This is a genomic window from Fontisubflavum oceani (assembly GCF_030407165.1).
In the GTDB taxonomy this organism is placed as follows: domain Bacteria; phylum Pseudomonadota; class Alphaproteobacteria; order Rhodobacterales; family Rhodobacteraceae; genus Rhodophyticola; species Rhodophyticola oceani.
Map to the genome: position 1 here is coordinate 1,937,448 of NZ_CP129111.1, position 13,386 is coordinate 1,950,833.

12 protein-coding genes and 3 pseudogenes are annotated in these 13,386 nt (G+C 59.7%); 13 read left to right on the forward strand and 2 right to left on the reverse strand.

Translation table 11 applies throughout. The annotated features are described in order from the left end of the window. Positions 1 to 112 precede the first annotated feature (112 nt). From QTA57_RS10050 to QTA57_RS10100, 12 genes and pseudogenes are all read left to right on the forward strand, one after another. Positions 113 to 2,406 (forward strand): annotated as a pseudogene (locus QTA57_RS10050) (bifunctional salicylyl-CoA 5-hydroxylase/oxidoreductase). Beyond that, positions 2,403 to 3,158, forward strand: coding sequence for an SDR family NAD(P)-dependent oxidoreductase (locus QTA57_RS10055; protein ID WP_290151302.1), 756 nt, complete (start codon positions 2,403 to 2,405; stop codon positions 3,156 to 3,158). The pseudogene QTA57_RS10050 and the gene QTA57_RS10055 overlap by 4 nt, the downstream one beginning before the upstream one ends. After that, positions 3,155 to 3,622, forward strand: coding sequence for a MarR family winged helix-turn-helix transcriptional regulator (locus QTA57_RS10060; RefSeq protein ID WP_290151303.1), 468 nt, complete (start codon positions 3,155 to 3,157; stop codon positions 3,620 to 3,622). The genes QTA57_RS10055 and QTA57_RS10060 overlap by 4 nt, the downstream gene beginning before the upstream one ends. A 5-nt stretch (positions 3,623 to 3,627) precedes the next feature. Beyond that, positions 3,628 to 4,430: pseudogene (locus QTA57_RS10065) on the forward strand (enoyl-CoA hydratase family protein). After that, the gene (locus QTA57_RS10070; RefSeq protein ID WP_290151304.1) at positions 4,430 to 5,593 is read left to right on the forward strand and encodes an acyl-CoA dehydrogenase family protein; all 1,164 of its coding nucleotides are present in this window, start codon (positions 4,430 to 4,432) and stop codon (positions 5,591 to 5,593) included. The pseudogene QTA57_RS10065 and the gene QTA57_RS10070 overlap by 1 nt, the downstream one beginning before the upstream one ends. Before the next feature lie 3 nt (positions 5,594 to 5,596). Continuing rightward, positions 5,597 to 7,227, forward strand: a pseudogene (locus QTA57_RS10075) (AMP-binding protein). 2 nt (positions 7,228 to 7,229) lie between these two features. Next, complete coding sequence (locus QTA57_RS10080) at positions 7,230 to 7,631, forward strand: acyl-CoA thioesterase (RefSeq protein ID WP_290151305.1); 402 nt, start codon at positions 7,230 to 7,232, stop codon at positions 7,629 to 7,631. A gap of 2 nt (positions 7,632 to 7,633) precedes the next feature. Further along, on the forward strand, positions 7,634 to 8,041 hold the full coding sequence (locus QTA57_RS10085) for a RidA family protein (RefSeq protein WP_290151306.1): 408 nt from the start codon (positions 7,634 to 7,636) through the stop codon (positions 8,039 to 8,041). After that, positions 8,038 to 9,240, forward strand: coding sequence for a 3-oxoadipyl-CoA thiolase (pcaF, locus tag QTA57_RS10090; RefSeq protein WP_290151307.1), 1,203 nt, complete (start codon positions 8,038 to 8,040; stop codon positions 9,238 to 9,240). Before QTA57_RS10085 ends, pcaF begins: the two co-directional genes overlap by 4 nt. Positions 9,241 to 9,490: 250 nt before the next feature. Beyond that, the gene (locus tag QTA57_RS10095) at positions 9,491 to 11,023 is read left to right on the forward strand and encodes a YjjI family glycine radical enzyme (RefSeq protein WP_290151308.1); all 1,533 of its coding nucleotides are present in this window, start codon (positions 9,491 to 9,493) and stop codon (positions 11,021 to 11,023) included. Positions 11,024 to 11,078: 55 nt separating this feature from the next. Further along, complete coding sequence (locus QTA57_RS18595; RefSeq protein WP_407933512.1) at positions 11,079 to 11,417, forward strand: 4Fe-4S dicluster domain-containing protein; 339 nt, start codon at positions 11,079 to 11,081, stop codon at positions 11,415 to 11,417. Then, positions 11,314 to 11,859 (forward strand): radical SAM protein, encoded by a 546-nt coding sequence (locus tag QTA57_RS10100; protein ID WP_290151309.1) that lies wholly within the window; start codon positions 11,314 to 11,316, stop codon positions 11,857 to 11,859. Before QTA57_RS18595 ends, QTA57_RS10100 begins: the two co-directional genes overlap by 104 nt. 14 nt (positions 11,860 to 11,873) lie before the next feature. On the opposite strand, the gene QTA57_RS18600 is transcribed toward QTA57_RS10100, so the two are convergent. Further along, positions 11,874 to 12,161: an Hpt domain-containing protein gene (locus QTA57_RS18600; protein WP_407933513.1), complete on the reverse strand. Its 288-nt coding sequence runs from the start codon at positions 12,159 to 12,161 to the stop codon at positions 11,874 to 11,876. Here QTA57_RS18600 and QTA57_RS10105 point away from each other — a divergent pair. Then, positions 12,096 to 12,323, forward strand: a complete 228-nt coding sequence (locus tag QTA57_RS10105) for a hypothetical protein (RefSeq protein WP_290151311.1) — start codon at positions 12,096 to 12,098, stop codon at positions 12,321 to 12,323. The two genes, QTA57_RS18600 and QTA57_RS10105, sit on opposite strands and share 66 nt — an antisense overlap. Here the strand turns inward: QTA57_RS10105 and QTA57_RS10110 are convergent. Continuing rightward, on the reverse strand, positions 12,292 to 13,245 hold the full coding sequence (locus tag QTA57_RS10110) for a response regulator (protein ID WP_145216588.1): 954 nt from the start codon (positions 13,243 to 13,245) through the stop codon (positions 12,292 to 12,294). The two genes, QTA57_RS10105 and QTA57_RS10110, sit on opposite strands and share 32 nt — an antisense overlap. Positions 13,246 to 13,386 lie beyond the last annotated feature (141 nt).

Sequence of the window (13,386 nt, forward strand, 5' to 3'; positions counted from 1 at the left end):
CGGATTAATTTCAAGCATAAAGGTTCATACTTGAAATACCTGGCAACCCGCGTAAGGTGTTTCGAAAGATGACATGGCCGGATTCGGCTCTGTTCGGGTTAGGGAGATCACGATGCGCGTCGTTTGCCTAGGGGTGGCCCCGCCGGTTTGTATTTTGCGATTTCGATGAAGCTCCGAAATCCGGCCCATGAGGTCACAGTTCTCGAGCGGAACAAGGCGGATGACACCTTTGGCTGGGGCGTCGTTCTGTCCGATGACGCGTTGGAAAATATGACCGAGAATGATCCGATCTCGGCCGCGGCCATCCGCGAGAACTTCGCTTATTGGGATGATATCGCCGTCGTCCATGATGGCCATCGCACGGTGTCGAGCGGGCATGGGTTCGCCGGGATTGGGCGCAAGAAGATGCTCCTTCTTCTACAAGAACGTGCACGCGCTTTGGGAGTTAACTTGCAGTTCGAGACGCCCATCGGGCCGGTCGAAGACTACACGAGTGCGTATGATCTCGTGGTCGCCTGTGATGGGATCAACAGCGCGGTTCGGACTGCCTGGGCCGAGCATTTTAAGCCCGAAGTGGATGTGCGGGAGTGCAAGTTCATCTGGCTCGGCACACGTCAGAAATTCGATGACGCCTTCACCTTCATTTTCGAAAAGACCGAGCATGGCTGGGTGTGGGTCCATGCCTATCAATTCGACGACGACACCGCGACGGTGATTGTCGAATGCCAGCAAGAGACTTGGGACAAGCTTGGTTTTGAGGCGATGTCGAAGGCCGAGATCATCGAAACCTGCGAAACGCTGTTTGCGGCGCATTTGGATGGCCACAAGCTGATGTCGAATGCCGATCATCTGCGCGGCTCGGCGGTGTTTATGAATTTCCCACGTGTGCTTTGTGAAAAGTGGCACCATGAGAATGTCGTGCTTCTGGGCGATGCCTCGGCGACGGCGCATTTCTCGATTGGCTCGGGCTCACGGCTGGCTTTCGACAGTGCGATTGCATTGGCGGAGTTTTTGCATACCGAGCCGAGCCTAGAACGCGCCTTTGAGCGTTATCAGGATGAGCGTCGCCTGGATGTGCTTCGGCTGCAATCGGCAGCCCGTAATTCGTTGGAGTGGTTCGAGCAGGTTGAGCGCTACCTCCATATGGATCCGGTGCAATTCAACCATTCGCTGCTCACCCGATCGCAGCGGATTTCCCATGAGAACTTGCGTTTGCGGGACCCGGATTGGCTGCTCTCGGCGGAGAAGTGGTTTCAGGATCAGGCCGGCGCGCCATCGAACGCCCCTGTCCGCCCGCCGATGTTCGCGCCTTTCAAGCTGCGCGATATGACGCTTGAGAACCGCGTCGTGGTATCCCCCATGGCGCAGTATAAGGCGGTCGATGGTTGCCCCACTGATTGGCATCTGATCCATTACGGCGAGCGGGCCAAGGGCGGCGCGGGGCTGATCTACACGGAAATGACTTGCGTGTCCGAAACGGGTCGCATCACGCCGGGCTGCCCAGGGCTTTATGCGCCCGAGCATGAGGTGGCATGGGCGCGACTGGTCGATTTTGTGCATGGCGAGACAGAGGCAAAGATCTGCTGTCAGATTGGGCATTCGGGCCGCAAAGGCTCCACCAATATCGGTTGGGAAGGGATGGACACGCCCCTTATTTCTGGCAATTGGGAGCTGATTTCGGCATCGGCGATCCCTTGGTCGGCAGAGAATGCCGTGCCGCGCGAGATGACCCGCGCGGATATGGATGCGGTGCGCGATCAGTTTATCGCTGCGGCTCAGATGGCGGAGCGGGCGGGCTTCGACATGATCGAGCTACACGCGGCGCATGGCTACCTGATCTCGTCTTTCATTTCGCCGGTCTCGAATACTCGGACCGATGCATATGGCGGCAGCTTGGAAAATCGGATGCGCTATCCGCTGGAGGTGTTCCAGGCAATGCGAGCGGTTTGGCCAGAGCGCAAACCAATGTCGGTGCGGATTTCGGCCAATGACTGGGTGGGGGATGAGGGCGTGACCCCGGAAGAGGCGGTTGCGATTGCGAAGATGTTCAAGATGGCCGGGGCCGACATCATCGACGTGTCCGCCGGGCAGACCACGACCGATGCCAAACCGGTGTATGGTCGGATGTTCCAAACCCCGTTTTCGGACCGCATCCGCAACGAGGCCGCTATCCACACCATGGCGGTCGGCAATATCTATGAGGCGGATCATGCCAATTCGATCCTGATGGCCGGACGCGCGGATTTGATTGCCGTGGGTCGCCCGCATTTGGCCGATCCCTATTGGACCTTCCATGAGGCCGCCCGTATCGGCGATCGACATGCGGTCTGGCCAAAACCTTACGAAGCGGGCCGCGATCAAACCTGGCGCTTGGCCGACCGGGATGCCGAGGCGATCCGCGCATGAGCCTTGCGGGTCGTCATATCGTGATCACCGGCGGGGGCAGCGGCGTTGGGGCCGAAATTGCTACCCGTGCGGCTCAGGCCGGTGGCAAGGTGACCATTCTCGGGCGCCGATCTGAGCCGCTTCAAGCGGTTGCTGATCAAATCGGCGGGCTGGCACTGATATGCGATGTCACCGATGCGGCAGCGGTCGACGCGACGCTGCGCCAAGCCGCGGCAGAGCAGGGGCCGATCGATATCGCGGTCGCCAATGCAGGCGCGGCCGAAGGCGTGCCGTTTGCCAAAATGACAGCGGATAATCTCGCTTCCGATCTGTCGGTCAATCTGGGCGGGGTGTTCAACCTGTGGCACGCGGCTCTGCCGGATATGAAAACGCAAGGCTGGGGCCGGATGATCGCCGTAGCGTCCACGGCGGGGCTCAAAGGCTACCCCTATGTGGCCGGATATTGTGCCGCGAAGCATGGGGTTATTGGGTTAGCCCGGGCTTTGGCGCTGGAACTGGCCGCCACCGGGATCACGGTCAACGCAGTTTGCCCTGGCTTCATTGAGACGCCGCTTTTGGAGCGATCGATTGCCAATATCACCGAGAAAACCGGGATGAGCGCCGAAGAAGCGGCCAAATCACTCCGCCGATCCAATCCGCAAGATCGATTTATTCAAACGAGCGAGGTGGCAGAGGCCGTTCTGTGGCTGTGCAGCGAGGCCGCGCGCTCGGTGAATGGGCATGCGCTGAGCCTGTCTGGAGGGGAAATATGACGACTGATCCGTTGATCCAATCGCGCGAACCGGCCAGCAAGGAGCGCCTGCGCCTTTGGTTGCGCCTCTTAAAATCGACCCGCGTGGTCGAGGCGGAGCTGCGCGAAAAGCTACGCCTGGAGTTTGCGTCGACTCTGCCGCGCTTCGATGTGATGGCGGCGCTGCATCGCCACCCTAAGGGGCTGAAAATGAGCGAGTTGTCGCGGTTCCTGATGGTCTCCAACGGCAATGTGACGGGCATCGTGGACCGGCTGACCGAAGAGGGGTTCGCGCTCCGCGAACAGGTCCCGGGAGATCGGCGGGCCGCGCGGGCGAGACTGACCAAGAAAGGGATCGAAGAGTTTGCACGGCAGGCGGAGGCGCATGAGGCTTGGGTCGATCAGCTTCTGGCCGAGATCGATCCGGTGCTGGCCGCTGAGTTGGGCCAAGCCCTGACCCGCATTTCAGATCAGGTTGAGGAGTAACCGCGATGGCGCGGAGCGACACCACCCATTTCCATTGTCAGATTGCTGATCGTATCGCCACGATCTCGCTCGATCGGCCCGAGCGGAAAAACCCCTGACTTTCGACAGTTACGCGGAGCTACGGGATTGGTTCCGGGACTTGCCCTATGCCGATTACGTCGATGTTGTGATCTTTGCGCCCAATGGCGGGAATTTCTCCTCTGGCGGCGACGTGCATGACATTATCGGGCCGCTGACCCGGATGACGATGAAAGAGCTTCTGGCCTTCACGCGCATGACCGGCGATCTGGTCAAGGCAATGGTGAATTGCGGCAAGCCGATTATCGCGGCCGTGGATGGGATTTGTGCAGGCGCAGGCGCGATTATCGCCATGGCGTCAGACCTGCGGATCGCCACGCCCGAGGCGAAAACCGCGTTTTTGTTCACCCGTGTGGGCCTTGCCGGTGCCGATATGGGGGCTTGCGCCATCCTGCCGCGGATCATCGGGCAGGGGCGGGCGGCGGAATTGCTCTATACCGGGCGGGCAATGTCCGCCGACGAAGGCGCGGCTTGGGGGTTTTACAACAGAGTCGTGCCTGCCGATCAGCTGAAGGATGCGGCGCGTGACATGGCCAGCCGCATCGCGGCAGGTCCGAATTTCGCACATATGATGACCAAAACCATGCTGGCGCAGGAATGGTCGATGTCGATTGAACAGGCGATCGAAGCGGAAGCGCAGGCGCAAGCCATCTGCATGCAGACCCAGGATTTCGAGCGGGCCTACACCGCCTTCGTTGCGAAGGAAAAACCAGTGTTTGAGGGCGATTGATGGCGGATCGAAGTTTCCTGGATTGGCCGTTTTTCGAGCCGCATCATCGCGATTTGGCTGAGGCTCTGGACGCTTGGGCTGCCGATGCCGTCGCCAAAATCGACCATAGCGATACTGATGCGGCCTGCCGCGCGCTGGTTGCGGAATTCGGTGCGGGCGGCTGGCTGTCTCATGCGACGGTTGAGCCGGGGAGCAACGCGCCGCTTGATGTGCGGACGCTCTGCCTGATCCGAGAGACGCTGGCGCGCCATGATGGGCTGGCCGATTTTGCCTTTGCGATGCAAGGCTTGGGTACGGGTGCAATCTCGTTGTTTGGAACGGATGCGCAGAAGGCCGATTGGCTTCCCAAGGTGCGGGCGGGGCAGGCGATCTCCGCCTTTGCGCTGACGGAGCCGCAATCAGGATCTGACGTGGCCAGTTCAACTATGACTGCCACGCGGGATGGCGCAGATTATGTGCTGACCGGTCAGAAGACCTGGATCAGCAATGGCGGCATCGCCGATCTTTATACAGTCTTTGCTCGGACAGGTGACGAGCCCGGCGCGCGAGGGTTGTCGGCCTTCATCGTGCCTGCGGACACGCCGGGCTTGGCCATTGCGGAACGGCTCGACACCATCGCGCCGCACCCGTTGGCCACGCTTGATTTTGCCGAGTGCCGCATCCCGGCCAGCGCGATGATCGGCGAAAGCGGCGCGGGGTTCAAAATCGCCATGTCGGTCTTGGACGTGTTCCGCCCTACCGTGGCCGCCGCCGCTTTGGGCTTTGCCCGTCGGGCGCTGGATGAGGCTCTGGCGCGGGTGACGACTCGCGAGGTGCAAGGCGCGCCGCTTTTCGATTTGCAGATGGTGCAAGGCCATATCGCGGATATGGCGCTTGATGTGGATGCGGCGGCGCTGCTGATCTACCGCGCGGCTTGGACCAAGGACAGTGGCGCGCCGCGCATCACACGAGAGGCGGCGATGGCGAAGCTTTTCGCCACGGATCAAGCGCAACAGGTGATTGACAAAGCCGTGCAGCTTTTTGGCGGCGCGGGGGTGAAATCTGGCGAGGCTGTCGAGAAACTCTACCGTGAAATCAGAGCGTTACGCATCTATGAAGGCGCGTCGGATGTGCAGCGCGTGATCATCGCACGACAAGCGCTGGATGCGCATTTGGGAGGGTAGGCCATGTTGAGACCATCGGCCCATACCGACACATTCACACGCGATAACCTGCCGCCTGTCGAGACTTGGCCAGATCTTCTGTTGGACGAGTTTGACTATCCGGATCGACTGAATGCAGCGGTAGAGTTGACCGATGCGATGGTCGACAAGGGATTTGGGGATCACACGGCGTTGATCGGCAATGGGCGGCGGCGCACCTATAAAGAACTGACCGACTGGACCAACCGGCTGGCGCATGCCCTGGTCGATGATTTGGGAATTAAGCCGGGCAATCGCGTTCTGATCCGTTCGGCCAATAACCCGGCGATGGTCGCGTGTTGGTTGGCCGCGACCAAGGCGGGGGCGGTGGTGATCAACTCCATGCCGATGCTGCGCACTGGCGAGCTTACGAAATATGTTGATCTGGCGGAGATCACCTTCGCGCTTTGTGACACGCGGCTGATGGATGAGATGACGGCCTGTGCCAAGGACAGCGCGTTTCTGAAAACCGTTGTGGGCTTTGATGGCACGTCGAACCATGATGCCGAATTGGACCGCTTGGCGTTGGAGAAACCCGTGCAGTTTGAGGCGGTTGCGACGGCGCAGGACGATGTGGCGTTGCTTGGGTTCACCTCCGGCTCCACCGGTGCCCCGAAGGCCACAATGCATTTCCATCGCGATCTGTTGATCATCGCCGATGGCTACGCGCGCGAGGTTTTGGGCGTTACCGAGACAGATGTGTTCATCGGCTCGCCGCCTTTAGCCTTCACCTTCGGCCTGGGCGGGTTGGCGGTTTTCCCCTCCGCTTTGGTGCAGCGGCGACGCTTCTGGAAAATGCATCTCCACCGAATATGGTTGAAATCATTCAGAAATACCGCGCGACGGTCTGTTTCACCGCGCCGACGGCCTATCGCGCCATGATGAAAGCGATGGAGGAAGGCGCCGACCTTTCCTCACTCCGCGCGGCGGTTTCGGCGGGTGAGACCTTGCCCGGCCCGGTTTATGACGAATGGATGGAGAAGACGGGCAAGCCGATGCTGGACGGGATCGGCGCGACCGAGATGCTGCATATCTTCATCACCAACCGGTTCAACGATCACCGCGCCGCCTGCACCGGCAAACCGGTTGCGGGATATGAGGCAAAGGTGATTGGACCAGACGGGGCGGAAGTGCCACCGGGCGAAACCGGGCGTTTGGCGGTGCGTGGGCCGACGGGGTGCCGATATTTGGGCGGCGCAAAGCAAACGGAATATGTGCAGGAGGGATGGAACATCTCGGGCGATGCGTTCACGATGGATGCGGATGGCTATTTCCATTTTGCCGCCCGGAATGACGATATGATCCTATCGGCGGGCTACAATATCGCCGGGCCAGAGGTGGAGGCCGCGCTTCTGTCGCATGAGGCGGTGGCGGAATGTGCCGTGATCGGTGTGCCGGATACCGAGCGGGGCGCGATCGTCGAGGCGCATGTGGTGCTGTCCCCGGGCGCTCAGCCGGGCGCGCCTTTGGTGCGCGACTTGCAAGATCATGTCAAAGCCACCATTGCGCCGTTCAAATACCCGCGCTCGATTGTGTTCACCGAGGCCTTGCCGAAAACGGAAACCGGTAAGATTCAACGCTTTCGCTTGCGGTCAACGACACCGGAGGCCGGGTAAGCATGGGGTTCACCATGCATCAGAAGGTGCTGTTCAAACACTGCGACCCGGCAGGGATCGTGTTTTATCCGCGCTATTTCGAAATGATGAACGATTGCGTCGAAGCGTTCTTTGACGAGATCGGACATCCGTTTGAGACACTCCATCAGAGCGGGGCGGTGCCGACGGCGCAGATTGAGGCAAAGTTCACCGCGCCAAGCCGCCATGGCGATCAATTGGCGATTGATCTGAGCGTGGTCAGAGTCGGACGGAGCAGCCTGGGCATCGACTTCACCGCGCGAGCAGAGGCAGAGACCCGGTTTGAAGCCAGCGCCGTCTTGGTGCATGTGGGCGGTGATGGGCGGCCGGTGCCTTGGCCCACAGATTTGAAAGCATCGCTTATGCGAGAGATGGAAGGACGCTGATCATGGCGCATCAGATTATTCAACCGGAGGGCTGGGCACCTGCGAAGGGCTACGCCAACGGCGTCTTGGCGCAGGACGGCACGCTTTATGTTGGCGGGCAGATCGGTTGGAACGGCGCGCAAGTGTTTGAACACCATGATTTCATCGGTCAGATGGAACAGGCGTTGCGCAATATCGTGGCCATTGTCGAGGCTGCGGGCGGTGCGGTAACAGATATCACCCGATTGACCTGGTATGTGACGGATAAGAAAGACTATCTTGCCCGGCAACGGGAGGTTGGCGAGGTGTATCGTCGGGTTCTCGGGCGGCATTTCCCGGCGATGACCATGGTTGTCGTGGCAGGGTTGATTGAGGACGAGGCGCTGGTCGAGATCGAGGCCACCGCAGTGATAGCAGGGGCAGACGTATGAACCGGGTTTTTATTTGTGATTATCGCCGCACGCCGATTGGCCGTTATGGCGGGGCCCTGGCCTCTGTCCGGCCGGACGATCTGGCGGCGATCCCGATCCGCAATCTGGTCGAGCGGACACCGGCCTTGGTTGAGCATCTGGATGAAGTGATCCTGGGTTGCGCGAACCAGGCCGGGGAAGACAACCGAAATGTGGCACGGATGGCGGTGCTCCTGTCGGGCCTGCCGATCACGGTGCCGGCGCATACGGTCAACCGGCTCTGCGCGTCCGGTTTGGACGCCGTGACAGCCGCCTATCGCGCGATCAAATGCGGCGAGGCGGGGCTGATCATCGCGGGCGGTGTTGAAAGCATGAGCCGCGCGCCCTTCGTTATGCCCAAGGCAGAAGCCGGATTTTCGCGCGCCAATGCGGTTTATGACACGACCATCGGCTGGCGCTTTGTGAACAAATTGATCGAGAAGCAATACGGCATCGATAGCATGCCGGAGACCGCCGAAAACGTGGCCGCCGATTACGGTGTGTCACGGGAAGATCAAGACGCGGTCGCGTTTTCCAGCCAGACCCGCGCCGCACAGGCGCAGGAGAGCGGGCGTCTTGCAGAAGAGATCGTGCCGGTCACGATGCCGCAGCGCCGGGGTGACCCGGTATCCGTTGAACGGGATGAGCATCCGCGTCTAAGCCCGATGGAGAAGCTTGCGGCCCTACCGACCCCGTTCCGGGAGGCAGGCACCGTGACGGCGGGCAATGCGTCCGGCGTCAATGATGGCGCGGCGGCGTTGCTGATCGCATCGGAAGAGATGGTGGACAAATTGGGCCTGACGCCCATGGCGGAGGTCACCGGCGCGGCGGCCGCCGGCGTGGAGCCGCGGGTGATGGGCATCGGGCCGGTGCCCGCGGTTCAGAAACTCTGCGCCATGACCGGGCAGGATGTGGCCGATTTCGACGTGATCGAATTGAACGAGGCCTTCGCCGCGCAGGCGGTTGCCGTTTGTCGTGAGCTTGGCCTTGACCCGATGGCGGCGCATATCAATCCGAATGGCGGCGCGATTGCGTTGGGGCACCCCCTGGGCATGACCGGCGCGCGTCTGGTCGGAACCGCTGCGGTGGAGCTGACGCATAAGGGGCAGGGAACTGCGCTTTGTACCATGTGTGTAGGCGTCGGGCAAGGGGCGGCCTTGTCTTTGCGGTCCGTCGCTTAGTGCGCCAACCGCTCGGCGCTTGCAGATTTTCCCCAGGCTGCGTTGGCACCGATGAGCTTGGTCCCAATGGTTTCCCGCGGCAGAGATTTGCCTTGCAGCACCCGGCTGCGTGGTTTTATCCCATTTATATGCCCCCGATAATTGTTTCATAATCAACCAATGGGGATATGATCTTCATCAGCATCCAGGTTTCCGACCGGAACTGATGGTATCTGCCCGGACGAAGCCGTCGAAAGCAGAGGATTTCAACGTGACATGTGAGTCATCCGCCGCCCGCCGTATCGTGAACGATCCCACATTGAGTGCCGCGCAGAAGGCCCGCGCCCTGTCGCTTGAGGCGGAAAATGCCCTGGCCTATCCAGAGATCGACGCGGAGACGCGGGCGGCCCTGGATGCTCGGGTGATCTGCGACATGTATGAAGGCCATGCGCCTTATAAGCCGCGCTATGTGCTGCCGGACTATTCCGTGGTTCTGAAACAGGGCAGTGCGTGGCTTGAACTGCCCGCGCCGCAGAGTTTGGATGAGGCGATCCATTGCCTGATGATCGCCTATCACCATGTGCCGTCGGTTACGGGCATGCCGGTTTATATCGGCCAGCTTGACGATCTGCTTTTGCCATTCTGCGACGGCGTCTCCGACGCGGCGCTCTATCAACAGATCAAGCTGTTTTGGCGCTATATCGATCGGGTGCTGCCCGATGCATTTCTGCACGCCAATATCGGGCCAAGTGACAACCGCGTGGCGCGAACCATTCTGCGGGTCGATGCCGAGTTGCAGCAGATCGCGCCGAACCTGACCTTTCGCTATGACCCCGACGTCAGCAGTGATGCGATCCTTGAGCAAGCGATTGCGAATATTACGATCTGTTCGAAACCCCATATCGCCAATCATCCGTTGCATCAGGCGGTCTTCGATGACGATGGCTATGGAATTGTCAGTTGCTATAACGCGCTACCCATTTGCGGAGGTGCCTCAACACTGACGCGGGTCAATCTGGCCAAGGTGGCGGAACAATCGCGCGACGCTGATGATTTCCTGACGGCGGTCTTGCCGCGCTATGTTGATCTCAATTTCCGCCTGACCGAGGCGCGGGTTGACTATCTGTTCAACCAATCCGGCTTTTTCGACAGTTTCTTGGTGACCGAAGGGTGGATTGACCCCGACTGCTTCACCGCGATGTTTGGTGTCTTCGCCATGGCCGAGGCGGTCAACCTGTTGCAGGAGAAGGCCGGAGCGGATGGCCGGTATGGGATGGATGCGGCCGCGAATGAACTGGGGCACAAGATTTCCGCCCGACTGGCCGAGCTTGTTGCGGCGCGACCGATGGCGCATGTCTGGCGCGGGCACGCTATGCTGCATGCGCAGGCAGGGCTATCGACCGATACTGGCTTCACGCCGGGTGTGCGCATTCCCTATGGTGCCGAGCCCGATCCGGTGACCCATGTGCGGGCCCTAGCGCCGCATCACCAGTATTATCCCTCCGGGATCAGTGAGATTCTGACCATGGATGAAACGGTCAAGGCAAACCCGGCGGCCGTTTTGGACCTGTGCAAGGGCGCCTTTGCCAATGGGTTCAGAGAGTTCACCGCCAATGTCGGCGGCAATGATCTGGTGCGTGTGACGGGGTATATGATCCGGCTCTCGGATCTGGCCGCGTTCAATGATGCCAAAGGTTCACGCACCAACACCACCGCCTTGGGGGCGGAGGCCGCCGACCAGACCGACATTTTGAAGCGCAAGCCGAGGGTGGTGGCCAATGAGCTCCTTGCAGGCGCGGATTAGCAACATCCTCACCTGGTCTTGCGTCGACGGGCCGGGCAATCGCATGGTCTTGTTCATGCAGGGCTGCAACTATGCCTGTGCAGCGTGTCACAACCCATACACGATCGGTCAGTGTGATCATTGCGGTGACTGTATTCCCGCATGTGAACCGGGTGCGTTGAGTCTGGTGGATGGGAAGGTACAGTTTGATCCGGGTATCTGCACCCACTGCGATGCCTGTTTGGATGCGTGCCCGATCAGCGCCAACCCGATGGCCCAGCTTTATAGCGTCGAGGACATTCTGGAAGCTGTTGCGAGAGCATCAGAGCTTTCTGTCTGGCATCACGCTATCGGGCGGCGAGGCGACGCTGCAATTACCATTTATCCTGACGCTTTTTGCGGCCATGCGAGATGATCCTGAGCTGGCGCATCTGACCCGTCTTGTGGACAGCAACGGTCATCTTGGCGCGGCAGGATGGCAGATGCTGTTGCCGCTGACCGATGGGGTGTTGCTGGATATCAAGGCGTTTGATCCCAAGCTGCATCTGACGCTGACCGGGCGCAGCAATGACCGATCTCTGGCCAGCGCGAGGTTGGTCCATGCGGCGGGGAAATTGCATGAACTGCGCTTTTTGATGGTGCCGGGCAAAACGGATAGCGCCGCAGAAATCGCGCTTCTCGTCGCGTTTGTCCAAAGCTTAGGCGGGACAGTTCCGATTCGTTTGAATGGGTTTCGGACCCATGGCGTCCGAGGTGAAGCGACCGAATGGCCGATGATGCCGCGGGCCGATCTTGAAGCGACGGCAGATATGCTCACGCGTTCAGGTTTGGGGCCTGTCTCGTTGCCGGCACTTTGATGGATATATGCGTTTCAACCCGGGGTGTGATCGCATCTTTTTCGTGCAGAAACGGAACCGTGGATCTCACATCGCCTCGTCCAAGACGGCCTCGATTTGATCCAGAAGCTCTTCGACCATGGGACGGCACGCGGACCAACCTTCCGCGTTGATCGGTTTCCTAGGAGCGTTTCAACCTTGAGGGCAAGATCACCCAACTCTTTGAAACCAAGGGTCGGTGCGATGCCGGCGGTCTTATGCGCCCGCATCGCGATTTCTTTGATAAGACGTGGCTCGGGACCGCGATCATCGACCGCCAACATCAGTGTTTCGATCTCAAGGCACCGGTCGCCGAGGCGGTCGAGAAAGCGTTCACGAACACTGTCCAGCACCGCCACGGCAGCTTTGGTTGTCGCGCTCATGAGCGATCTACCTTGGCCAATGTTGGTGTCATTACCGTGCCAGGCTTTCCGCAAAACCGGTGAAATGCCGCGCGGCCGAGCGCGCATTCAGGATGGCTTCATCCAGGATGCGGGTGGGCGATGCCATGTGCAAGGCTTTGCACCCAACAGCGGGGCCGACCGTCACCATAGGAAGATGGATATTCAGCTCATCATAGATGTGACCGAACTCCGCAATGCTCATCCGCAGTTCTTCACCCAGTTGGAAGGAATCAACCGCTTCGACTCGGGAGAGCAAGCAGACGAAATCACCCTTCCCGGCATAGCTGATCATGCGGCTATGGGTCTTGAGGCAATCCGAGATGCAGGTTGCGACATCGATCATCACTTCACTGAAGATCGAGGCACCCGCTTCATCAAACAGCTGCTGGCCATTGATCACATGAAAACCGACCGCTTTGGTCGAGAGCGCGCGGAACACGCCAAGCGTTTTCAAGTAGTTCTCCATCGCGAGATACTCGATCGTCCCGGCCACGCGCTGCATCGGGATCTGATCTGCGAACCGGTAGGACGGTTTCGCGAACACATCCGCGCCGCCATGGTTGATGGCATGCTGCGTCCGAATGCGCTCTCGCACCAGGGTGTGCAAGACGCCCAAACGCGTGTTGATTTCGATCTCGTCGATTGGCTTGGTCAGATAGTCCGTCGCCCCGGCTGCGAAGGCGCGATCGATATGCGCCCGGTCAGACATGATCGTGTTCATGACGATGGGAGCTTTGTCATACTCCGGCATCGACCGAATGGCTTCACAGAGCTCAATCCCATCCATACCAGGCATTTGGATATCCAGGATGAAGCAGTCAAATGGGATCTGTGCTTTGGAGATCAGATCGAGCGCCTCCGCGCCAGACTCAGCGAAGGTGACGTTGGAGTAGCCCATATTGGACAACGCATCTTCGAAGAGGACCAGGAACTCTGGATCATCATCAACAGCCAGGATTTTCATGTTTTGCCTCTGATCTCGTGCGCGGGATGCCGGGCGGCATAGTGCGCGGGGGTCTTGTGTTGCTAACTACAATTAGCGGGAGACAATGGCATAAATTGGGCGTGACTGTTCACAGATCGAGGAATTTTTGGCACCAAACCT

What these genes read in the sequence shown, in the direction of transcription:
- QTA57_RS10055 (WP_290151302.1), top strand. Translation starts at nt 2,403, where the DNA reads ATGAGCCTTGCGGGTCGTCATATCGTGATCACCGGCGGGGGCAGCGGC.
- QTA57_RS10070 (WP_290151304.1), top strand. Translation starts at nt 4,430, where the DNA reads ATGGCGGATCGAAGTTTCCTGGATTGGCCGTTTTTCGAGCCGCATCAT.
- QTA57_RS18600 (WP_407933513.1), bottom strand. Translation starts at nt 12,161, where the DNA reads ATGTTGGCGGTCGATGATCGCGGTCCCGAGCCACGTCTTATCAAAGAA.
- QTA57_RS10110 (WP_145216588.1), bottom strand. Translation starts at nt 13,245, where the DNA reads ATGAAAATCCTGGCTGTTGATGATGATCCAGAGTTCCTGGTCCTCTTC.
- QTA57_RS10105 (WP_290151311.1), top strand. Translation starts at nt 12,096, where the DNA reads ATGCGCCCGCATCGCGATTTCTTTGATAAGACGTGGCTCGGGACCGCG.
- QTA57_RS18595 (WP_407933512.1), top strand. Translation starts at nt 11,079, where the DNA reads ATGCAGGGCTGCAACTATGCCTGTGCAGCGTGTCACAACCCATACACG.
- QTA57_RS10080 (WP_290151305.1), top strand. Translation starts at nt 7,230, where the DNA reads ATGGGGTTCACCATGCATCAGAAGGTGCTGTTCAAACACTGCGACCCG.
- QTA57_RS10085 (WP_290151306.1), top strand. Translation starts at nt 7,634, where the DNA reads ATGGCGCATCAGATTATTCAACCGGAGGGCTGGGCACCTGCGAAGGGC.
- QTA57_RS10060 (WP_290151303.1), top strand. Translation starts at nt 3,155, where the DNA reads ATGACGACTGATCCGTTGATCCAATCGCGCGAACCGGCCAGCAAGGAG.
- pcaF (WP_290151307.1), top strand. Translation starts at nt 8,038, where the DNA reads ATGAACCGGGTTTTTATTTGTGATTATCGCCGCACGCCGATTGGCCGT.